Raw genomic sequence first — 23145 nt, 5'->3', positions numbered from 1 at the left:
ACTACAACCTTATTATGAGCGATAGTATACTTCGGGCATTGATGCAGCTTTTTGCCATTGTGGCGAATACGGACGAAGTTGGACTTAAAGGGCGTGAAATTGTCGAGCGTTTTCTTCGGCGTCAATTGGCCAGTAGTTTTGTTGCACATTACTTAAGCATCTATGATGACTTCCTGAATAAACTCAAAGGGAATACGGAAGAAGGTAAGGTCAGAAAGAGAACCTCTGTTAACTCTGTAAAAGTTTTACGTATCTGTACAGAGATCAACAAGGAACTCGAGCAGAAACAAAAGATCATTGTACTGATCCGCCTTTTTGAATTTATCCATACCGCCACGGGTTCTATCGTTGAACAGCATCGGGAATTTTTGGATTCAGTAGCAGAGACTTTTGGAATAGATAAGAGAGACACAGGAAATATTTCTTCCCTTGTAAAAGGTCTGGAAGAAACGAGTGTCGATTCAGGAGATCATTTTCTGGTGATTGACAGGAACGCTCCTCAGAATTTTCCGTATCGTCATCTCCAGCGGGAAGGCATTGGAGGGAAGTTGATTTTTTTAACCATCGCTGACCCATTTCTCATCGTTTTCACCTATACCGGTACCGACACCGTAGTGATGGATAGTCGCGAGATTGCACCGAATGCCGTGCAGGTCTTTGAGCCCGGTTCATTGATAAAAAGTCCGAAGTTTTCACCGGTTTACTACAACGATGTCATTCACAATATCAGCGGAGACGGTGATGAACATAAATTAATTTTCCATATCGAAAACCTTGGCTATAGCTTCAAGAAAGGCAAGATTGGATTGCACGATTTGAACTTCACCACCTCTTCGAAGAACCTCGTAGGGATCATGGGGAACAGCGGAGCCGGAAAGACAACTTTGCTGAATCTGCTCAATGGAAGTGTGAAGCCCTCCAAAGGAAAAATTCTGATTAACGGACAAGAAATTTATTCCAATAAAAAACAGCTTCGTGGATTGATCGGGAATATCCCACAAGATGATCTGTTGATTGAAGAGCTGAGTGTTTTTCAAAATCTATTTTATAGTTCCAAATTATTTTTTGGCGGATTGACAGACGAAGAGATTACAGCCAAAGTAAACATCTGCCTTGAATCTTTAAAATTATTAGAAATCAAAGATCTTCTGGTAGGAGATCCATTGAATAAATATATCAGTGGCGGGCAACGCAAGCGACTAAATATTGCGCTCGAACTCATCCGTGAGCCGGACATTTTATTTGTAGATGAACCTACTTCCGGTTTATCATCCAATGATGCGGAAAATGTCATGGACCTGCTCAAACAACTGACTTCAACGGGCAAGTTGATCTTCGTAGTTATCCATCAACCTTCGTCTGAAATATTTAAACTTTTTGATCAATTGCTGATTCTCGACACCGGTGGTTATCCCGTCTATTTTGGAAATCCTGTGGACTCACTCAGTTATTTCAGAAAGCAGATGAGCTTTGTTGATTTTGAATACAGTGAATGTCCGGAGTGTGGAAATATCAATCCTGAAGAAATATTCAGGATCATGGAATCTAAAACGGTGGATGAATTCGGGCGTGCTACCACACAACGGAAAATTAATTCAGAGGACTGGTACCGATTATACAATGAAAATTTTGTCAAGGCGAAAACTAACAACAGCCCTGCGGGAGATTCAAAAAGGCAAAATGTAATCGTTTCGAATCCGCTCATTCAATTCCTGGTTTATTTTCAGAGGAATTTCTTTTCTAAAGTTAACAACAAACAATACATGGCCATTACGCTCATTGAAGGGCCATTGTTAGCTTTTATTCTTGCACTTGCATTGCGATCACATGAGGTGGGGAAGGAATATCTTTTTGGCAGCAATCCGAACATCCCGGTTTACATGTTCATTTGTACGATCGTGTCGCTGTTCCTCGGACTTATTACCAGTGCAGAAGAAATTATTCAGGACAAGAAAATTCTCAAACGGGAATCTTTTCTTCAGTTGAGCAGAAACAGTTATTTGCTCTCTAAAATTTTGTTTTTGTTTTTTGTCTCTGCGGTACAATCCTTTCTCTACGTGATTACGGGAAACACCATTCTTGAATTCCCCGGACTCTTCTCTCAATACTTCTTTGTGCTCTTCTCTGTTTCCTGTTTCGGCAATTTACTGGGATTGAATATTTCTTCCGGAATGAAAACCAGAGTTGCGGTATATATCCTCATTCCCTTTTTAGTGATTCCACAAATTATGCTGAGTGGGGTGATGGTAAAATTTGAAGACCTGAACCCGGTGGTCGGCAATCAATCCGGATCACCGTTGATAGGCAACATCATGGCGACGAGATGGGCTTATGAAGGTCTGGCGGTGGAACAATATAAAAACAATGATTTTGGTAAGGAATACTTTGAAATTGAAAAGAGGGCGAACAATGCCTATTACAGAAAGAGCTTTTGGGTACAGCAGATGGATATTCAAATCAGCCAAGCTGAAGATCTCTTGAAAAAAAATAACCCTGACCCCGATTCGCTGGAAGCTTTAAATTCATTTTTCCTCTCAGAGATGAATACACTTCAGAGAGAATTTCCGGAAATCCGCAAAGCAACAGCCGTTCAAAATTCATTACAATCTGACAAAGCGAAATACCTCTTCGCCTTGAAAGTAAGTATGGATTCCACGAAAAAACATTTTATCAGAGAATACAATGCTGCTAATGAAGATAAAGACCGGATGACCACTCTTTTGAGTGCCAAACTGGGGTCTTCTGAAAAATTCATGGCATTTAAAAGAAAAAATCACAGCGAAAAACTGGAAGACTTTGTTTTGAATATTAATGATGTCGACAATCAGGTCATCATTGCCGACAATAAAATTGTTAGAAGATTCAAACCTGTTTTTGCCAGTACTTACGAGGATAGTTTCTTCTCCGCACCGTTTTACTCGCATAGCAAAACATGGTTTGGAACGGAGATGGCGACCTATACTTACAATATGATTATTATCTGGATCATGACGATCCTGCTCTACTTCACGTTGTACAAAGATGTATTGCGTCGACTTTTTGAAAAGTAAATCAAATTTGAATCAGCTGGAACGGAAGATCAACTAAAGCGTCATAATCCTGACCTGCTTCCATCATATCTTCGTCGTCTGTTTCATAGTGCCATAGCACAACCACATCACTTTTACCAGAACTTTTAAGGGTTTCCAGTTTCCGTAATACATCCAGCAGACATTTAGAAGAACTGGTATTAAAATACTCAAGAATGATACGTGCTTCAGTTTTTGGCAGTGGATTTTCAAAATAGGATTCCATCCAGGAAAAAACAGGTTGATAAAACTCTACTGAATTTTCGGGGATAGATTTTCCGGAAATTTCAATCACTCCTGTTCCTGCCAATAGTTTTACCTCTGGTGTTTTATTCGTGCCGGAAATTATTAAATCTTCAATCATAATTTGCTGTGCGTTTTAATTTACTACTACGGAAAGCGTGAAAAAGGAATGCTGCTCCGATATTTTTTCAAAGTCATAATCCATTTGTCCGCCTGACTTACGGGCAATCTCTATCATTCCAAGCCCTGCGCCACCTTTATCTGACAACTCCGTTGAGCCGAGCGTTTCAAGATAATGCGCCTTTAATTCAACCGGGTTCATGGCATTTATTCTATCTATCTTGCCTTTCAGCAGCTCTGCATTCGAATTTAAAATAAAATTCCCGGTATACACTTTATAACTTCCTTCACGATTTTTAGCAATGATAAAAATGGCACCACCGGGATGATCTACACCCAATGTCCCATTTGCAATTTGTAAGGACTCCATATGATGATACATATTCTGGAGGCACTCTACCAGTACACTATAAAACTTCTTTTTCCGACGGATGTCTTCATTTTCATTCTCAATTCGGATTTCCATGATCTGATAAACAGAAGATAGCAGGTCCTTGGTAACATCCCCTTTAAAAGAAAGGATAATATCTTCCTTCTCCATGTTCCGGTAGATATCGTAGAGCTTGAGTTTTGACATTAAATGTGTTAGATTCGAGTACCAAATATAATGGAAATATCCGAGATACGAATTAGTGATACAAGGTGGATGCTTTTCAAAATACACTTCTTTACATTAGCCTGATTAACTGATGATTACGGAAGCGCCTTTTGAAGAATCCGCTGTATTTCCATTCTGCCGGTTTAGTGCAATCCGATTGATTTTCAATTCAGGCAACTAACAAAAAAAACAGATCGATTTTTCGGAACTTCCGACATATAGATGTATTAATTCACCCCGAAAACGATTTGACGAGTGTTACCTTCCTACTTTTTTTATACTTTCATCCGATTATTGCATTAAAAATTACAGATCATATCATCATCCGACACTTTATTTAAGTAGAAGCACCTCTAAAAAAATACCCGAATATCTCCTGGTGAAAAGGCCGGCCTCTCTTCATTATCAAAACATAGCTCTGAACCTGCGTATGCTTATGTCTATCATGAACCAATGCAAAAAAATACACCTTATGTACGGCAACTTTTTTTCGATTCTATTGCTTACTGTTTGGTTCAGTATTTTGAGTTCTGATGCAGCATTTTCGGACGTAAACAAGATAGATTATATAGGTGTATTACCCAAAAAGGCCTTAAAGCCGGGGCAAGATACTACCAGGCATTTCGATGTTTTTTATAAATATCATTGGAAAATTACTTGCACTGATAAAGAGGGCAGAACAAAGCAATACAGCACCAATCGCTGGGATACCATTCAGGAGCCGGAAGAATTTAAAGCGATCAAATCTACCTACACCTCCACTTTTCACTTCCATCCTAAAATCCTGAATAAAATATATTCATTAAAGTATTCACTGGAAGGTTCGGCTATTATTAAAATAAATAACGAAGTATTAGTTTCTACAGGGCAATTTGCTAAAAACGACGACAAAGATTTAAATCGACTTTCACAATCGGAATATCTGAATTTCATCATTAAAGACAGTATTCTGAATTTTGAAGTAATTTATATCCCATTAGCCGAAGAGTATGAATTCGATTTATCCCTTGGTCAAACAAGCTGGTCAGAAAAGAAAATCGAAGAAAATGTGGAAGACGGACAGGATTCATTTGCATTAGGTTTTTACTATATGGCCTTTGGAATAGTATTCCTGCTGTTATTCTTATTTTATAACGTCATTCGTGAAAATTTATACTTTGCCGCCTTTTGTATAATGGCATCCTTAGCATTTCTGGTGGATGAGATAGCATTTGAACTCCCCGGAAATTTACAAGCTTTTTTCTTTATTTTTTCTATTGAATTCCTTTCACTGTTTTTTGCCAAAATACTTGTGAACAAGGAAAAATCAAAAATCCCATTACTTCTATTACTGGTACTAGCCATAGTTTCAAATTTACCATTCGTGGAGGTTATGCTTTCCTCCAATCATATTGGGTTTAGTGCGGATGGTACGGGAAGTCCATTATTATGGCTGGTTGTTATATTGATTATTTTGATTTTGTTTTACACGTTTTTTAATGCACTGTACTTTTTGATTCAAGGATTTGGACAAAAGCGATGGGAAGCAAAAAGTATCGTTTATATATGTTCAGTAGCCACTTTATTATTTATTGTAAACTTAATCCTGGCAACTAACATTACGCCCTCAAATGAAGATACCATCAGTAACCTTGTCAGATATCTATCCAATATCGCCTTCTGTTTATATCCGCTTTCTGCAGCCTTTGTGTTAGGAAAAAAGAATGGTCATAATCAAAAGCAATTATTAAACTTAATTCACTCCATTCAAAAATTATCTGAAGAAAATCTACAGACAGAAATAGAAAAGAAGCGCATTTTGGAAGGACAAAAACTCGAGTTGGAGAAAAAAGTCCTTGAACGAACCCGTGAGGTAATGATTCAGAAAGAGGAGATTGAAATAAAGAACAAGTCGATCACGGACAATATGAATTATGCCCGGCGCATCCAGTCTGCTATATTACCGAACATCAATCTCATTTATAAATCGCTCCAGAATTCATTCATCATTTATTATCCGAAAGATATTGTAAGCGGGGATTTTTATACGTTCGCTGAGAAAAACAACCGCACATTAATCATTGCAGGTGATTGTACCGGACATGGTGTATCAGGAGCTTTCATGAGCATGATTGGAGTATCACTCATCAACCGGCTAATCATCGAAAATGGAATTACAGAACCCCATCTGATATTAAATCAGCTCAACAGCGCTGTCATAGAAACATTTCGTCAAAGCGAAAGTGAATCGAATGATGGAATGGATGTCGCGGTATGTTCCTTCGACTTCAGTACTAACGAACTTCATTTTGCAGGCGCAAATCGTCCGCTCTGGATAGTTCGTGAAGGGTCCATCTTAGTTACACAACCCGACAAGTTCCCTATAGGTGGCTTGCAAATGGCTGCTGACAGGTCCTTTAAAAATAATAGTATAAAAATACAGAAGAACGACTCTATCTATATTTTCACTGACGGCTATGCAGATCAGTTTGGAGGTGAGAACGGCAAGAAAATGATGACTACAAAATTCAAGGAAAAGCTCATCGCCATTCAAGCCCTTTCTATGCGGGAACAAGAAACAGCACTCAAAAACTATTTTAACAACTGGAAAGGTCAGCATGAACAAGTCGACGATGTATTGGTAATTGGTATCAAAGTTTAAGAATCAGTTATTAAATCACTCCTATGACAGACAATAAACTATCCCTATTTAAATATTCTATAATATCCGGATTAATTTGTGGAATTTTTTCCATCGCCTATTACATGCTGGGCTATTTTGCTCATTGGTTAAGTGACCCTTACTGGACCTTGATTTATTATTTAATCATCGGGGTTTTATCGATCTACTTTGTCATGAAATTCAGGAAAACATATGGCGAAGGATATTTATCATTTAAGAGAGCCTTTAACATCAGTTTTCTGATCATACTTATTTCAGGAACACTTTTCAGTGCTTTCAGTGCCCTCTTCCAAACATACATTTCCCCTGAAACCGGAGAACTGCTGATGAAACAAGCAGAACAAAAACTCGCAGAACAAGATTTGGAGCCCGAAGAAATTGCTTCTCAAATGCAGGGAACAAGACTGATGATGAAATACCCGGCATTGATTATTGGAGCCGGAGTATTGGGTTCAGCCTTTTTTGGAGCAATTATTTCGTTGGTTGTCGCGCCTATTTGCAGAAAAGAAAGAGAAGAGCAGACTGTAATGGAAAATTATTGATTCGATTTATTTCCTCATTCTGACATGTTTATATAGTCATATGAATATATAAAGGAATTTTCACCCATTTTTTATTTGTATTGGGAGTAAAAAAAGAAACGTTGAGAGAAAAAATCACTATTTCTTAATAACTCGTCTTGTTTTGCAATCTTTAAATTTATAAATTGCGCTGATAGAATATGTTAAAGATTATTCTATTCGGATAAATTACTAAAAACATGCAACAATCTACTAAACTGTTAATTACAGCGATTTTTTGCACGCTCCTTCTAAATGTGAAAGCTCAGCAGAGCATAAACAATTACGTTCTTTACAATGGAAATGGAACTATTCCCGGCGCTACGTCATCGGTGCCGGCTGCACCGGGGTACGCTGTTCAGCTGTCTTCTTCCACCACCATCAACGGCAATGGATTTATTGGAAGCTCCCATCTCATCAGCACAACAGGAACCTCGGTCATTCGCGCCGGAATGTATTCAAAAGGAAAAATCACCCTTTCTAACAGTAACACTGTGTTCGGGGACATGTCGGCTGAGAATTCCGTCACACCCTCCGGAAACGGTATTCAAACCGGGTCGAATGCTCAGATCACAGGTAATATCAATGCCAATGGGAATATCACGATTGGTGGCGGATCGGTAAATGGATCTGTTACCCGTGTGGCAGGATCTACGTATAGCGGACCTGTACCTACCGGAGGAAATACTATCGGCACCCCCAATTTACCCGGATTACCTGCTTTACCTACTCCGGTTGTTTTCCCTGCTGCGGGTACAACCGATATAACTACGACAACAACCATTTCTCCCGGATCCTATCGAAACATGGCATTGGGAGGTAAAAAAACGATAACCTTTAATGGTCCGGGGACATATGTTTTTGCCTCTGTAAACAATTCCGGAAATACGAATACCTTCAGGTTTAACTTTCAGAATAACAGCACCGGTGTTTTTAAAATATACATCCATGGCAATGCCAACCTGGGTAAGTCAGGTTCAACTTTCATAAATGGCGGTCATGCTTCTAGAATTTTTTATGAAACACACGGAACCGGAACGAATGCTTTTATGATCGTAAACGGTTCAAGCAGTTCCCCTTCACGTCTCGATGGAAACATCTATGCACCTTACGGAGCTATCAATATCGGATCAGGAACAGGAAGCACCTCCCTTTCCGGTTCACTATGGAGTGGAACACAGGTTATACTACAAAGTGGTGTAACTGTAAATTATGTGGCTCCTGCAACACAATGTACTACTCCAACAATGAATGCCGGCCCTGATAAAGTGATTGATTGCAACAACTCATCTGTTACTCTAAACGGAACTTCAACAACTCCGGGAGTTACCTATAGCTGGGCGGGGCCCGGTATTGTTTCCGGTGCTACTTCTGCCAATGCAGTGGTAAATGCTGCCGGAACCTATACACTAACGGTCAATAACAACGGATGTACTGCAACCGATCAGGCGGTGGTTACCATTAATACAGGAGCACCCAATGCAAATGCCGGTTCATCTGCTACACTTACCTGTGCTGCGAGTGTTGTTTCTTTGACTGCATCTTCTTCTACCTCCGGCGCAACTTTCGCACGGAGCGGACCGGGAATAGTGTCAAATTCCGGCAATGCATCTGTGATGGTAAATGCAGCCGGAACATATACAGTAGTTGTAACCAATCCATCAAATGGTTGTACAGCTTCCGCGCAAACCTCAGTGAATACCAACTATTCTGTTCCTACCGCTGAAGCAGGTCCGGGCAATGCACTTACCTGCACAATACTTGAAATCCAGTTAACAGGAAGTTCTTCTGTACAAGGTGCAAGTTTTAATTGGACCACATCGGGTACCGGTAGTTTTGTTAATGGTGCCAATACCGCAACGCCGATGATTAATGGAATCGGAACATATTATCTTACAGTAACAGACCCTGCGAGCGGATGTACTGCCACCGACTCGGTTGTTATTGAAGAAGGTCCATGTATTTTGCCTTACTATACACCTTGTCCGGGCGGTAAATTCAATGGAGTATTGGGTTGTGAATTAAGTTCCCTTTTTCAAAATTATGTGGTGGGTTCTGATACTATAAACGATGTGTATTTCTTTGCCGGTGATAGTGTATATATTGAAATTATCACTTTGCAGGGGCAGACACAAAACCTCTTTAACCTTATTTACAATACAACAGGTTATGGACTCACAGATACTATTCCTAATGGTCTCAACCCTCTCATTATTACAGGAAGATATCCGATTGCCAACTTAGGCAATCTCTCCAATCCACCTGCTTCAAATTACATCAATTATGTACGTCCCGTTTACCCGTCCATCACCAACAGTGGTGTAACGGTAACACAGGGTGATATTGCTCAAAGAACTAACGACGTTCGGGATGGATTTGGCATCGATGGCAGTGGTGTTAAAGTTTGTGTACTCTCTGACAGTTATAATACCATTCTTGGCAACCCGGCAAATACAGACATTGTAAACGGTGATTTACCCGGCACTGGAAATCCTGAAAATCACCCCACACCGGTTGATGTGATTAAAGAATTCCCTTATGGGACACGGAGTGACGAAGGTCGCGCCATGTTACAACTGGTACATGACATCGCTCCGGGAGCAACACTTGGTTTCCGTACCGCAACAATCAGTGAAGGAGATATGGCTGAAGGAATCATTCAATGTGCTCAAAGCGGTTGTGATGTAATTGCAGATGACGTAACCTGGGTCACATCTCCATACTTTCAGGATGGTGTACTGGCGAAAGCTGTAGATTCTGTAAGTGCCATGGGCGTTTCCTATTTTGTTGCTGCCGGCAATTTCGGTTCTAAATCGTATCAAAATACTTACAATCCTATTGCCGCACCATTCGGACTATCAGGAACAGCGCATAATTTCGGAAATGGCGATAACCTGTTGAGCGTTACACTTGCTCCGGGAAGTTATACCATCGTATTACAATGGCAGGATTCTATTTATTCGCTTGGTCAAACACAAACCGGTTCACTTACCGATTACGATATCTATCTGACCAATCAGTACGGTACTCAGTATTTTGGATTTAACAGGAACAATCTTGGAGGAGATCCACTGGAGGTGCTGCCATTTATCGTCCCCGGTACAAATCCGGTACAAGCCAACATTACCATTATTCGTGCAGCCGGTTCCATCAATTCCAATGTTAAACTGATCGTCTTCCGTGGAGAATTATCCTTTAATGAATATGCAACAGGCACCTCTACCATTGTTGGACAATCCAATGCAGAGAGCGCTATCACAGTCGGTGCAGTTAATTATTTCAACACACCGGCATATGGTGTAAATCCCCCTACTGTTCAGGATTTTTCATCGAGAGGAGGCACACCTGTAGATAATAGTATTAGAAATAAACCTGAGTTTATCGCACCAAATGGCGGAAATACCACCGTTGCTTTAGGCGGTCCGAATGTCGATGGAGATCAGTTCCCGAATTTCTTCGGCACTTCTGCTGCAGCACCCCATGCCGCGGCTGTCGGAGCACTGCTGATTAGTGCCAGAGAGCAATTTTATGGTGAAGATCTCAGCGCTGCACAAGTAAAAAATCTCTTAACGAGCACCGCACTTGATATTGCATCTCCCGGCTTTGACTTCAGCACAGGCGAAGGTTACATTCAGCCTTTCGATGCAATGTTGACTTTCGCAGCACCAACACCTCAAGCAGGAGCGTTGATCTTTGACACCACGATCGTTCCCGGGTCTGTTGTCTTAACCGCTGCTGTTGAAGGTAGCTACTTTACCACTTCATCTGTAATTATATTTAACGGCCTATGTCTACACACCTCCATTGGTACCCTTCCTCAATGATGGCGGAAATTCCGACACCTTGTATTTCTTTTCAACTATCAAGAAAAATGTGCAGGTAATTGCTGATAACAGCTCCAAACGGTACGGTGAAAAACTTCCCGTGTTTACAGCAACCATTCTTGTCGACAGTGTTCCTCTCGCACAGTCCGGACTGACGTATGCAGATCTGGGGTTGTCACCCATTACATTCAATACCCCTGCTTCCGGTTCAAGTAATGCAGGTATTTACTTCATTCAACCAATAGCTACAGTAAGTGACCCGGGGTATAACACTTTCTTTAATTATGAATTTGTGAACGGATTGCTGACCATCGAAAAAATGCCGCTTGTTATCACTCCGAAAGACACGACACTGGTCTATGGTGATAAAATTGAAATACCCGGATTCATTTATCAATACGACGATAGCGAAATTGATCCGCTTGATCAAACCACCTTCCTGAGTAGTCTCGAAGCCGACCATCAACAAAATATCGTTAATGCCCTGGGGTTAGTAAATGCAAGGGCATTGGTGAACGGTCGGGCGCTTGTCAACGCTGATCTGGCCAATTTGAGTGCCCTCGTGAGTGCCCGCGCACTAGTGAATGCAAGAGCACTGGTGAATGCGAGAGCATTGGTGAATGGTACGACTACCTACGATACTACAAACCTGGTGGATGTTGCCACTGCTTCTGTTTTTAATTATCAGGACGACCCGGATACCACATCACTGGTAAGCGCAAGGGCATTGGTTAATGCGAGAGCATTGGTTAATGCGCGGGCGTTAGTAAATGCACGAGCACTTGTAAATGGCAGGGCGCTGGTGAACGGTGCTCCGATTGTAAACAGCTCGAATGTCAATGATAGCAGTACCAGCAATGCCAACGTTGCGGTGATTATCGACGAAGATGATGTAAACGCTCCGGCGAACGATACGCTCACCACATTTAATGGTATAACCATCATAACCGGTATCAATGCGGGTACCCATGCTATTGTACCGGCAGCTTATCTCTCTAATAATTTTGATATTTCCTATGGATTGGGAACGTTGAATATTTTACCGGCTACATTAACTGTGGATGCGAATAACATCACTGAAACTTATGGCAACCCGGTCACATTTACATCTGCTGTAAGTGGACTTCAATTTGACGACAGTTTATCAGGAGTTTCGAATGGTATTATACAATATACTGTGCTGAATAATGACCAGCTACCCGTTACTCCTCCATATGCTGCCGGAAATTACACTGTGGTTCCGGGCGGACTTGGACTCCTCGCTCCTTCCGACTACATGGTGAATTATTTTAATGGTGGTTTAACCATTAATAAAGCTTCATTATCAGCTACAGCCGATGATAAAACCAGAGTGTATGGTGACCTCAATCCAACTTTCACTATCAGCTATTCAGGATTTGTTAATGGAGAGGGTGTATCAGCTATTACACCTCCAACAGCAGCGACCTCAGCGAATCCAACATCGAATTTTGGAAACTATGCAATAACATTAACCGGGGGATCCTCTGATAACTATGAGATCAATAAAACAGATGGTAATCTTGAGATTACTAAAGCCAGCTTAATTGTTGAAGCTGACTTACAGTTCATAGAAAGAGGAAGTTCATTGCCTGTTTTTACCAGTACGATCACCGGCTGGAAAAACAATGAACAAACCACTATCACTTCCGGACCCACCTACAGTGTACCTCCCGGTTGCAACCAAAATGCCGGGGTATATAACATTACGGTTTGTTGCTTAAGTTTCCCGGCAATAACAAATTATAATGTTACTTATCAATCCGGGCTGTTGTATGTCAATCCGAAAGGTGGAGGAGCTAAGAAAGTCAAACCGGTTTTGGACTGTGTAGATACATTAATTAATCATCCGTCAGGATTCAACTATGTAGCTAAATTACGTTATGAGAATGACAACAATACCCCTGTTTATGTTCCCTTAGGTGCGGACAACTTCATTACGGCTCTTGGAAATTATTCGGGAAATCCTCCGGTAGTATTCCTGCCGGGTTCATATACTTTTGATATTTTCTTCGATGGTTTAAAACTTACTTGGAGTATCAAAACGTATAATGGTACACAGAAATCTTCCTCTGCAAGTGAAGCAAGTTCTACTTCCAACAAATGTAACTCAGGTAATCTTCGCTTGAGCCAAATAAGTCAGACCGGGATTGAATTGTATCCTAACCCTAGCTCAGGATTTGTAAACTTGCATTCTTCAGGATTTGAGTTGATGGTGAATATGGTCACTGTTTGGGATCTAACAGGACGCAGGTACGAAGTTCAGGTGGTAGGGCAAGGAAGTGATTTGAATATAAATTGCAGCAGCTTAACTTCCGGCGTTTATTTCGTAAAAATTCAAACCGAATCTGAAGGATTTAATTTGCGATTTGTAAAAGAATAAAACACTTCCTGATTAAATAAAAATAGGCTGTCGCGAAACTTCGGACAGCCTATTTTATTTACCTTCCGTAAAGAAAACCCATAAAAAGGAATGGCGTGCCATAACCAACAGGCATCAACCACGTCTATTGTAAAGTGACCAACCCTTTTATCAAATGGGGAACGACTTTGCCCAATAAGAAAGTATCTTACTATATATCAGTTATTTATAATTAAGCTGACTTCTTATTCATTCTGGGATTGCGAATTAAACTAACAAATTAACCTGCCAGAAGTGTTTAAAAACTACTCTACAAACAAGAAATAGCAAAAAGCAAAATAATATATCTTTATAGAATTCCATAATTCAATGAACTCCACGTGCTGATTCACGGATGAAATACCTGAAACTTCTTTTACTCCTCCTTTTGGTTACTTTGAAAGTGACTGCACAAAACAATGCAGCGGATAGTTTAGCGGGTTTACTTAAAAATGCAAAGGAAGATACGACACGCGTTCAGCTCTTACTGGAATTATGTAAAGTAAATTTCAGTGATGCCCCCAATCTTGCCATTCGTTATGCCAATCAGGCGAAAGAACTTTCAGAAAAACTGCAATACGGAAAAGGAATTGCTATGTCGCTAAAAAATCTGGGTTTGGCAAATTACATGAAGGGAGATTATATTCAAACGCTAGGTTACTGGAATCAATCATTAACTGCTTTTGAAAAGATTGGTGATAAACCCGGAGTTGCGAATTTGCTCAGTAATCTGGGAGCTGTTTACTTTAATCAGGGTGATGACGCGAGTGCCCTGGAATATTATCTTAAATCACTCAAGCAGGCCGAAGAGCTCAATGACACCTTGAGAATCATTACCACTTGTATAAATATTGGCGCTGTCTATTTCAATAAAAAAGCGACCAAAGCAAAAGCACTGGAATTCTACTTTCGCGCCCTGCCGCTGAGTGAGTCACACGGTGATAACGATGCGATCGGAACTGTTTCCGTTAATATCGGTGAAATCTATCTTGACCGGATGAATCTCGATTCAGCGCTTTTGTTTTTTGAAAAATCGCTGAAAGCATTTGAAGGATCGGAAAACCTACCATATACACTTATCAATATCGGAAAAGTATACCGATACAGAAAGGATTTTAACAAAGCTATTCTTTTCCAGTCACAGGCCTATGATTATGCGAAATACCTTGATGCAAAAAATGACATCGCTCTTTCACTCATTGCTCTGGGAGAAACGTACAGTGAAAACAACAACCTGAAAAAATCCCTTGAGTATTTCACAGAAGCTGAAAAGCTCTCTAAAGAAATTGGAGCGAACTATCAATTGAAGGAAGCCTATCAGGGACTGGCCGGCACCTATGCAAGAATGGAAGATTTCGGAAAGGCCTTTAAATATCAAAATTTATTACTGAGTATTAAAGATACATTATTCAACCTTGACATTGAAAAGAAACTGGGAACTTTACAATTCGGTTTCGATCTTGAAAAGAAAGAATCACAAATCAGTCTTTTAACAAAGGACAAAGAAATTCAGGATCAGGAATTGAGACGACAGAAAGTCGTTCGTAATAGTTTCATCGGAGGATTTGCCATCGTTCTTTTATTTGCCGCCACATTTTTCGCACAGAAAAATCGTATAGCAAAAGAAAAGAAGCGAAGTGATGAATTATTGCTGAACATCCTTCCGGAAGAAACCGCTGAAGAATTGAAAGCCACCGGAACCGCGAAAGCAAAAAGCATCGATAGTGTAACGGTAATGTTTACCGACTTCAAAAACTTTACCCAGGCCAGTGAAAAACTTTCTGCTGAAGAACTGGTTGCTGAAATTAATTTATGTTACAGTGAATTTGACCGGATCATTACCAAGCATGGTCTCGAAAAAATTAAAACGATTGGTGATGCCTATATGTGCGCCGGTGGATTGCCTGTTCCTAATTCAACCCATCCGGAAGATGTAGTCAGAGCGGGACTGGAGTTTCAGGAATTTATAGCTCAGAATAAAATGAAAAGGGAAAAGGAAGGTCAACCATTTTTTGAATTAAGACTTGGAATTCATACGGGCCCTGTTGTTGCAGGTATTGTTGGAATAAAGAAATTCGCTTATGATATCTGGGGGGATACTGTAAATACAGCATCAAGAATGGAAAGCAGCGGTGCTGTAGGTAAAGTAAATATCAGCGGATTCACCTATAATCTCATCAAGGATAAATTTGTTTGTACGCATCGCGGAATGATTGAGGCGAAGAACAAAGGGCAGATCGAGATGTATTTTGTGGAAAGGCCTGTCTAATAAGTAGATTGTATAAGTCATAAATTAAAATGCATTCTGCTAACATTTTGATTTATAGTGAATTGAAAAAATTAGAATTTTTTTTGCTTGTAATGTATTTTTATTTAAATTGCTTAAAAATCTAACTTTAACTTAAATAACTAAATCTTTCAAAAATGAAAAAAACTCTACTAGCATTACTAACTCTGGCACTGGGAGTTAATGTAAATGCACAAACCCTTTGCACTGCCGGTGAAATATTGGGTATATCGGAAAGCATAAATGGTGGAGGCCCGTCGGGCCAAGGAAGCAATTGTTCTGCAACTATCAGCTTCCCGAATATTGCTGTTCTAAGTGTAATGCGGAATGGTGTAAAAAACGGAATTTTAATTTGGGCATATAGAGCAAATAATGGACAACCTTTTCAATCACTCCCTGCAGGTTGGAATGGGAACAACAATTTTAATTCAATTGAATATGCTGATTTCACTACAGCAAATAACGGAGAATACCGGGTTATTTTTATCGAAGCGGGCACAGGGTGTACTGATACAATAATTAGTCAGGTAACTGTTAATTCCTCTCCATTAGTGAATATCACTAAAACAAACCAATGTAACGGAGTACTTGTTACCGCAACTGACGGAAATAATCCATCCGGAACCGGCAACACTTATGATTGGAATTATAACGGATTTACAAGTAATGCATCCGTACTTTGGACAGGTCTTGGTGGAATGGGCTCTGCCCAATATTGTGTTATAAAAAATAGTTTAGGATGCAAGGACGGAAAGTCTTCCATGAGTCTTTTTCCGCAACCGGGAGTTTATACACTTACCGCTACAAAGAGAAAAATTCTTCCCGGGCAACAATCTAAATTAACTGCTGCCTCCAATTACCCTGTAGCATTTTATAAATGGTTTAAAAACGGAGTGATAATTCCGGGTGCAGCCTCAAATCAATATACTGTTCTATGGCCTGATACCGGTAATTACAGGGTTCGCATGCAACATACCGTTGCCGCAGGTAATTGTAACGTCAATAAGTTTATTACCATTAAAGAAAAGATCGTTTTACGTGCAGGAGACGACATGGTTTATGATGCTCAGTTAACTGCTTATCCTAATCCTGCATCTGACAAGATTTTCATTGGTGGTCACGAAGAAATGGTTGAAATTTATTCTATGAGTGGCACATTGGTATTCCGGGAAACTTTTGCTGCTCCTGTAGCAGAATTATCAATTGTAGGGCTTGAAAACGGATTGTATATTGTTCGCTCGGGTGAACAATACTTGAAGATTTCAGTCAACCACTAATAGAAATTACTAAATACGGATATGTAAAGTAATCTGATCTATAAATTTAAAAACCCTGCTTCCATTAATAGGAAGCAGGGTTTTTAAATTTCTTCCAATTGCAATCTAAATTTTCAGCATGCAAATCAGTTTACGTTATCCTATTTCTTCATTGCAATGACGGGCTATATGAAGGGTCTTAAACATGGTTATTCTATCACAAACTGTTTCCAAACAATAGTTGCCCCTGAGAAAATTGAGAAAAAACCACTTCTTCAAAAAGTATAATCCACAACTACATTCCAATTTACCATATTCACTTTATTGAATACATACTTTGATTCATTGTATGTTTCTCCCAATGCACCTTTGTAGACCATCAACATTTGCATGGAGAGTCCTTTCAAATACCCTGCAAAGCTATATCGGATATCGGCATTCAACTGATTGTAGGAGGGTAAACCGTATTTATTATCAGCCACGTCCTTCACATCAGGTAAATAAAAATGGCCATAACCCAACGAAGGTTTGAGCTTGCCATTAAAAAACGAATACGAAAGTTTTACAACAGCAGCATTCACATCCGCATAACCTTCATTGCGCTCCCGTGGCATGAAAGTATAAAAGGGCTCTCTCCCCCATTCCCGTGGCATTAGAAAACGATCTCCTTCGGGAATATGGGTGTAGTTCAAAGATGCCTCCAGATTACCGTGCTTAAGGCCGGCACTCGTACTGATGACCGTTGAATAACTTCCTTTGCTGATGTACGTTTTCGTTTGATCCTCATTCCCGCCATAATTCAATGCATCTTGTCGAACATACATCGCTCCCAGCTGCAAAGTAGTTATTGATCCAACCGGCAAATTCAAATCTGCACGAACCATAGCTGTATTGAAAACATTTTCGGCAAACTGATCCCATAATTGAATCTTCACTTTCTTCTTCAAATAAGTAAGGCCCAACAAACCAACACCTGCAGATCTTATATTTCCGGCATAATCGGATTTATTTCCGAACTCGTTGAGTCCCCCCGGATAGACCCCATAAGAGTCCTCCACTTTATACCATTCAATAGTAGATCGGGGAGAAATACGATGAATCCATCCACCTTCAATTTTAAAATCCTTCACCTCGTTGAATTCCGCCCAAACTCCTTCCTCAATCGTCCCGCGCATCCTTCCATCCTGCCTGTTGATGAACGGCGTATTTAATTCAAATCGTCCAGCCTCAATTTTAGATTTTCTCCAATTATAGCGAAGGTATAAATCCTCCAACCGATCAAGATCGGATTTGTTATTTGGATTTCTTAAATCAAACAATCCAATTTCATAACGGTTCCCTGATTTAGCAGACGGATCGATTGTACCCAGGTCTGATGATTCGAGATTGAAGATAAAAAAGCCTGTAAGCCCAAACTGAAATCCATGGATTTTATAACTTTCATAACTGATGCCGGCACCAAACGCCAATGCATAATAATCCGTGAGTGCGTCTTGATTATCCGTTGCCATAAAGAAACTCCTTGCATGCGCGTGAAAAACTCCCTTTGTTAAAAGTTTATAACGCAAGCTACTGGTATCTTTTTCCGCCTGAGATGAAGCATGCTCCTGAGCAAAAGATGCAGAATAGAAACTTATAAAAAAGAAAAACGCTATAATGATTTTTAAAAACCTGCTTTCAGATAGGACCATCCCTGCTCTTGTTTAGTAATAATTTCGACTAACCCATAATTTACGGATTCAACATCCTTCAAAAGTTCTTCTTTTGTCACCTTTCGTTGACGCATTGAAAATTCACAGGCTATAAACCGGACACCCTTCTGTTTCATCTTAGAAATTCCCTCTTGCTGTGTCGTCTTATCGGCAATAATCATATCTAAAGCAGGCCCCTGAATCAACACTTCAATTTCAACGCTATCTGCCCAAACCTCCTTCAGATTTTTGAGTTGAAACATCAATGCCTTATGCGCCAGCGTATCTCCGGAAACCAATTGCATGATGACACGATGCTGAGCTGTTTTACTCCCTGATATTTCAGTCTTCCCTGAAGCGGAAGTTTGTGCAAACGACGAGAAGGTATTTATCAAAACAACAACGAATAAGAGTTTAATTTTTTTCATCTTGATCCAGTTTTAAATTTATTTAGTTACAATTTATGCAATAGCTATTTATTAAAATGCAAAACATAAAATCACTTTGACACTTTCTCTGCCTGCGCTGCCATAGCGCTCTTTATCGGTTCAAACGGACCGTATTTATGCTGTGCTTCTGAGTATTGATCAGAGAACGGTCCGAAAGGATGATCTATGGGCTTCTTAGAAATATCCGGCCAGTCGCCTTTTAAATCCTTCTTAGGACGAGGCTGTGAATTCACAAAAGCAGCAAGATCCCAGGCCTCTTCATCAGTCAACTGCGGATTATTATACGTAGCACCCAATGGCATATTCGCCTTCACATACCCTGCAAATCGGGATAGCCTGTACAATCCTGCACCATGATTATAACTACTATTTCCCCAAAGAGGAGGATAGGTATAGGCTGTAGCTTCCGGATTCGGCAATCCCTCACCGTTAGCTCCATGGCAACTCCTGCACTTCTGCTCATAAATACCCTTTCCCTTTTCCGGATCTGCCGGGCGATCCATAAACGCAAGTTCCAACAGACCGCTACCCTTTGGTTTCTCTCCTTTCTTCACTTCGCTTCCCAGCCAATGAATATACGCTACCATGGCTTTCATTTCCTTACTATCGTCCGGTAAAGGTTGGCCATTCAGACTTCTTTCCAAACAATCATTTACGCGCTTTTCAATACTTTCGATGGCACCGGAGCGTGCACGAAATTTCGGATAAGTGGAAGCTACGGCACTGTAATTATTACCATAGGCTCTGGTTCCTGCATCCAAATGGCAATTCTGACAATTCATACCATTTGTAATAGAAGCCACCTTACCTTTTGGTCCGAGATAAAAAGCTGTATTCGCAATGAGATCACGACCGTAAACAATTTCTTCCGTGACGGCGTCATCAATATCCGGAGCAAGCCATAATCCTTTTTCTTCAACAATAACTTTAACAGGATTTTTCTTTACCGCTGTTTCTTCTGTTTTACTTCCGGTTTTTAAAAGCGCTTTCATCTTCTCCGGACCTACGTTATTATAAAATACAATTACTAATACTGTAAACAACAGCAGCACCACGATGCTGACAAGCGCTTTGATAGCAAGCAGTAATGCCTTACTTAGATCATTCGAATTATTTACAGCCGACGACATCTGTTTAATAATTATCTGAATTCATAGGTGGTTCCCTGCAATTGAGTCAGCAACGTAGACGGAAAATCTGTCGCAGTTGACCTTCCCTCTATTTTCGGGGACACCACTTTTTTAAAGGAGAGGTATTCTTCAATGACATCATGCATCAGGACTCCCAATTTCTTTGGCGACTTCACTTTCTCTATACGACACAACACATCCTCCGGATCACCTTCTCTTTCACAGGCAACAATTGAATATTCCTTTTCAAGATCCAGTGACTTACCTTTTACTTTAACCCAATTGACGCGCTTACCGAATTCATTATTGATGGTAAAATTCACTTGCATACCGGCGAAGCGAACAAACCATCCACCAAAACGCTTTGATGGATCTTTGGCAAAAGCATTCTGCAATTCCTTCTCTAACCAATCCCAAATTTGTTTTCCGGTAACCATTGCGGTTTTCGCTTCACTATCAACGGGCAGCATGTTCCACAAAAACTCCTTGGTAATAGCTGCTTTTCCTGTTTTCGGATCCACATTCAAGGGCTGACAAAAGCGGAAACCATTACTCAATGCGATATCCGGTTTAAATTTCCAAATGATCGCATCGGTCAGCATATTATCCATGGGTGTTTCCATCACAAAATATCTCACCAGAGGTGTGCTGGAATAACCAATTACTTTCTTTAAATCCTTTTCAAATGGAGCAGCTACCTGCTCAATGAGTTGTTGCAATTCAGGGTCGGGTGAATATTTTTCAGGATCCACATCCAGCAATTGATAATTATAGGATACCAAAACGCCCTTTTCCAATATCAACTCCAGCTTTCCGAGGAAGGAACCGAAAGCACCACATTCCAACACTTTGGTGTACTTACATTGAATAGGCTCTCGCACCCGCTCATGGGTATCTGCCCCCAATATAAAATCAACACCTTCAACAACGGGATTATTGGCAAGACCCACCTGTTGCGCAAGGCCCATATGCGTCACAAGAAATACCAGCTGACATCCTTCTGTTTCACGCAGTAGTTTTACATAGCGCGCTACGTTCTTCTCTGCATGTTCGAAACGGATACCTTCACTATATGCCGGAGACTGGCGTTTGGGGATGAGATGATCTGTATAACCAATAAAACCCAGCTTGATTCCGTTAATCATCTTTATCCAATACGGTGGATAAATCAATTCACCATTGGCATCGTCATCGGTTTTATGCCACATGTTCGCACATATTTTCGCCGCTGTTGAATGCCCCATATCATACAACATTTTCTTCTTCTTATACACTACCTCCCAATTTCCGGGTAGCATCAAATCAAAATCAATATTATTAAAAACGGGAATCATCGCTTCTCCTTCAGTGAGTGATGCAACGGCATGCCCGTGATAATAATCACCACCATCTATCAGAATGGTCTGATCCGGAGTTTTACTTCTGAACGAATTGATCATCGTTTTCAAAACAGCCAATCCACCACGTTTTCTGTAAACAGGCTTGCCCTCTTCCCAGAAAAATTCATCATGTGTATGCAATTGCGCATGAATATCGGAAGTATATAAAATTGTTATTTTTTGCGTTAAGGATTTGGGCACCACCGGTTCCGGGAGCTCTGCGGTATCTTTGAAAACATCCGCATGCAAGGGTGTAAGCGGAATCATTGCGGCACCGAGTCCCAGTGCTGCGGACTTCCTGAGAAAATCACGACGTGAGCCGGAGTTACTGCCGGTTTTATCATCCTTATTCATAGTGTATTTATTAATGAGGTAATTTATCTCTGAAGTAACCATACACCCAAGTACCGGCGACAGCACTCAATAAAGTAACGACTATAACGGTGGCGCCTGAACCAATTTGAGCAAATAATGGTCCGGGGCAAGCCCCTGTAATCGCCCAACCGAAACCAAAAATCAATCCACCATATACATTTCCCTTATTGAAAGTCTTGGGTTGAAATTCTATCGTTTCACCACTGAGTGTTTTTAAATTGAACTTCTTAATCAGGAAGACGGAAAGCATACCAACTGCGACAGCACTGCCAATCACACCGTACATGTGAAAAGATTGCAGACGGAACATTTCCTGAATACGGAACCAGCTGATGATTTCTGCCTTTACAAAAACAATTCCGAAGAGGATACCCACTATAAGATACTTAATATTACTGTACCATTTTGCAGGTGTTTCACTACTGTTTACACAAATCGTTTGCTGAGAACGGATATCGATATCAGACTTGACTATTGTTTTATTTTCAACGAGGCTATTTTTCATTTTTTTTCTATCAGAGGTTTAAAATAAAAGGAAGAATCAGATTGGCCATCAGGAATCCACCTGCCATAAAGCAACAGGTAGCAATCAGAGACGGCCATTGTAATGTAGAGAGTCCCATAATAGCGTGACCACTGGTACAGCCGCCGGCATAGCGGGTTCCGAACCCCACCAGAAAACCACCAACCACTATCATCAGAAAACCTCTCAGGGTAAGCAGAGATTCCCAATTAAAAATATCTGCAGGTACAAGTCCGGAATAATCGGTAATTCCATACGTACTCAATTCTGAAGCAAGATTAGGATTCAACTGAACAGGATCAGGATTGGCAAGAAACTGGACGGTCAGAAATCCTCCTAACAAAATTCCCGCAACAAAGAAGAGGTTCCAGACTTCCTTTTTCCAGTCATAACTGAAGAAAGGAATATTTGCCGGAATACACGCAGCACAGATATGTCTCAGGGAAGAACTGATCCCGAAGGCCTTGTTACCAATCAGGAGTAGTGCCGGTACAGTGAGACCGATCAAGGGTCCGGCGATGTACCAGGGCCAGGGTTGTAAGATGGAAGCTATCATATAGT

Annotated in this window: 15 protein-coding genes; 7 read left to right on the top strand and 8 right to left on the bottom strand. The window is 40.5% G+C overall.

Features of this window, described 5'->3' with window-relative positions; genetic code table 11:
• Positions 1–14: 14 nt before the first annotated feature.
• Entirely contained in the window at positions 15–3050 is a 3036-nt protein-coding gene (locus IPJ86_17005) for an ATP-binding cassette domain-containing protein (protein ID MBK7888921.1), read from the top strand.
• Between the two features lies 1 nt (position 3051).
• On the opposite strand, the gene IPJ86_17000 is transcribed toward IPJ86_17005, so the two are convergent.
• Complete coding sequence (locus tag IPJ86_17000; GenBank protein ID MBK7888920.1) at positions 3052–3429, bottom strand: DUF1987 domain-containing protein; 378 nt, start codon at positions 3427–3429, stop codon at positions 3052–3054.
• Between the two features lie 18 nt (positions 3430–3447).
• Positions 3448–4008 (bottom strand): hypothetical protein, encoded by a 561-nt coding sequence (locus IPJ86_16995; GenBank protein ID MBK7888919.1) that lies wholly within the window; start codon positions 4006–4008, stop codon positions 3448–3450.
• A 493-nt stretch (positions 4009–4501) separates the two neighbouring features.
• On the opposite strand from IPJ86_16995, the gene IPJ86_16990 reads away from it, so the two are divergent.
• From IPJ86_16990 to IPJ86_16965, 6 genes are all read left to right on the top strand, one after another.
• Positions 4502–6670 (top strand): SpoIIE family protein phosphatase, encoded by a 2169-nt coding sequence (locus tag IPJ86_16990; GenBank protein MBK7888918.1) that lies wholly within the window; start codon positions 4502–4504, stop codon positions 6668–6670.
• Between the two features lie 23 nt (positions 6671–6693).
• A complete protein-coding gene (locus tag IPJ86_16985) occupies positions 6694–7233 on the top strand; it encodes a DUF4199 domain-containing protein (GenBank protein MBK7888917.1) in 540 nt (179 codons plus the stop codon).
• A gap of 218 nt (positions 7234–7451) precedes the next feature.
• On the top strand, positions 7452–11075 hold the full coding sequence (locus IPJ86_16980) for a hypothetical protein (GenBank protein ID MBK7888916.1): 3624 nt from the start codon (positions 7452–7454) through the stop codon (positions 11073–11075).
• Complete coding sequence (locus tag IPJ86_16975; GenBank protein ID MBK7888915.1) at positions 11056–13476, top strand: T9SS type A sorting domain-containing protein; 2421 nt, start codon at positions 11056–11058, stop codon at positions 13474–13476. Before IPJ86_16980 ends, IPJ86_16975 begins: the two co-directional genes overlap by 20 nt.
• Positions 13477–13849: 373 nt before the next feature.
• Positions 13850–15763 (top strand): tetratricopeptide repeat protein, encoded by a 1914-nt coding sequence (locus IPJ86_16970; protein MBK7888914.1) that lies wholly within the window; start codon positions 13850–13852, stop codon positions 15761–15763.
• Between the two features lie 155 nt (positions 15764–15918).
• A complete protein-coding gene (locus IPJ86_16965) occupies positions 15919–17058 on the top strand; it encodes a T9SS type A sorting domain-containing protein (protein MBK7888913.1) in 1140 nt (379 codons plus the stop codon).
• A 254-nt stretch (positions 17059–17312) separates the two neighbouring features.
• Here IPJ86_16965 and IPJ86_16960 read toward each other — a convergent pair whose 3' ends face one another.
• The 6 genes from IPJ86_16960 to IPJ86_16935 form a co-directional block, all read right to left on the bottom strand.
• On the bottom strand, positions 17313–18728 hold the full coding sequence (locus IPJ86_16960) for an outer membrane porin, OprD family (protein ID MBK7888912.1): 1416 nt from the start codon (positions 18726–18728) through the stop codon (positions 17313–17315).
• Complete coding sequence (locus tag IPJ86_16955) at positions 18701–19156, bottom strand: DsrE family protein (GenBank protein ID MBK7888911.1); 456 nt, start codon at positions 19154–19156, stop codon at positions 18701–18703. Before IPJ86_16955 ends, IPJ86_16960 begins: the two co-directional genes overlap by 28 nt.
• 71 nt (positions 19157–19227) lie before the next feature.
• Positions 19228–20169: a c-type cytochrome gene (locus IPJ86_16950; protein MBK7888910.1), complete on the bottom strand. Its 942-nt coding sequence runs from the start codon at positions 20167–20169 to the stop codon at positions 19228–19230.
• Between the two features lie 149 nt (positions 20170–20318).
• Complete coding sequence (locus IPJ86_16945) at positions 20319–22040, bottom strand: 5'-nucleotidase C-terminal domain-containing protein (protein MBK7888909.1); 1722 nt, start codon at positions 22038–22040, stop codon at positions 20319–20321.
• 10 nt (positions 22041–22050) lie between these two features.
• On the bottom strand, positions 22051–22566 hold the full coding sequence (locus IPJ86_16940) for a YeeE/YedE family protein (GenBank protein ID MBK7888908.1): 516 nt from the start codon (positions 22564–22566) through the stop codon (positions 22051–22053).
• 10 nt (positions 22567–22576) lie between these two features.
• A complete protein-coding gene (locus tag IPJ86_16935) occupies positions 22577–23140 on the bottom strand; it encodes a YeeE/YedE family protein (GenBank protein MBK7888907.1) in 564 nt (187 codons plus the stop codon).
• Positions 23141–23145: the final 5 nt, after the last annotated feature.

The sequence above is a fragment of the Bacteroidota bacterium genome, from assembly GCA_016713925.1.
Taxonomy (GTDB): Bacteria; Bacteroidota; Bacteroidia; order AKYH767-A; family OLB10; genus JAJTFW01.
The sequence above is the reverse complement of the archived record's forward strand: the minus strand, read 5'-3'. Positions and strand labels throughout refer to the sequence as shown.

What these genes read in the sequence shown, in the direction of transcription:
- IPJ86_16955 (MBK7888911.1), bottom strand. Translation starts at nt 19,156, where the DNA reads ATGAAAAAAATTAAACTCTTATTCGTTGTTGTTTTGATAAATACCTTC.
- IPJ86_16980 (MBK7888916.1), top strand. Translation starts at nt 7,452, where the DNA reads ATGCAACAATCTACTAAACTGTTAATTACAGCGATTTTTTGCACGCTC.
- IPJ86_16950 (MBK7888910.1), bottom strand. Translation starts at nt 20,169, where the DNA reads ATGAAAGCGCTTTTAAAAACCGGAAGTAAAACAGAAGAAACAGCGGTA.
- IPJ86_16990 (MBK7888918.1), top strand. Translation starts at nt 4,502, where the DNA reads ATGTACGGCAACTTTTTTTCGATTCTATTGCTTACTGTTTGGTTCAGT.
- IPJ86_16965 (MBK7888913.1), top strand. Translation starts at nt 15,919, where the DNA reads ATGAAAAAAACTCTACTAGCATTACTAACTCTGGCACTGGGAGTTAAT.
- IPJ86_16940 (MBK7888908.1), bottom strand. Translation starts at nt 22,566, where the DNA reads ATGAAAAATAGCCTCGTTGAAAATAAAACAATAGTCAAGTCTGATATC.
- IPJ86_17005 (MBK7888921.1), top strand. Translation starts at nt 15, where the DNA reads ATGAGCGATAGTATACTTCGGGCATTGATGCAGCTTTTTGCCATTGTG.
- IPJ86_16970 (MBK7888914.1), top strand. Translation starts at nt 13,850, where the DNA reads ATGAAATACCTGAAACTTCTTTTACTCCTCCTTTTGGTTACTTTGAAA.
- IPJ86_16995 (MBK7888919.1), bottom strand. Translation starts at nt 4,008, where the DNA reads ATGTCAAAACTCAAGCTCTACGATATCTACCGGAACATGGAGAAGGAA.
- IPJ86_16935 (MBK7888907.1), bottom strand. Translation starts at nt 23,140, where the DNA reads ATGATAGCTTCCATCTTACAACCCTGGCCCTGGTACATCGCCGGACCC.
- IPJ86_16945 (MBK7888909.1), bottom strand. Translation starts at nt 22,040, where the DNA reads ATGAATAAGGATGATAAAACCGGCAGTAACTCCGGCTCACGTCGTGAT.
- IPJ86_16985 (MBK7888917.1), top strand. Translation starts at nt 6,694, where the DNA reads ATGACAGACAATAAACTATCCCTATTTAAATATTCTATAATATCCGGA.
- IPJ86_16960 (MBK7888912.1), bottom strand. Translation starts at nt 18,728, where the DNA reads ATGGTCCTATCTGAAAGCAGGTTTTTAAAAATCATTATAGCGTTTTTC.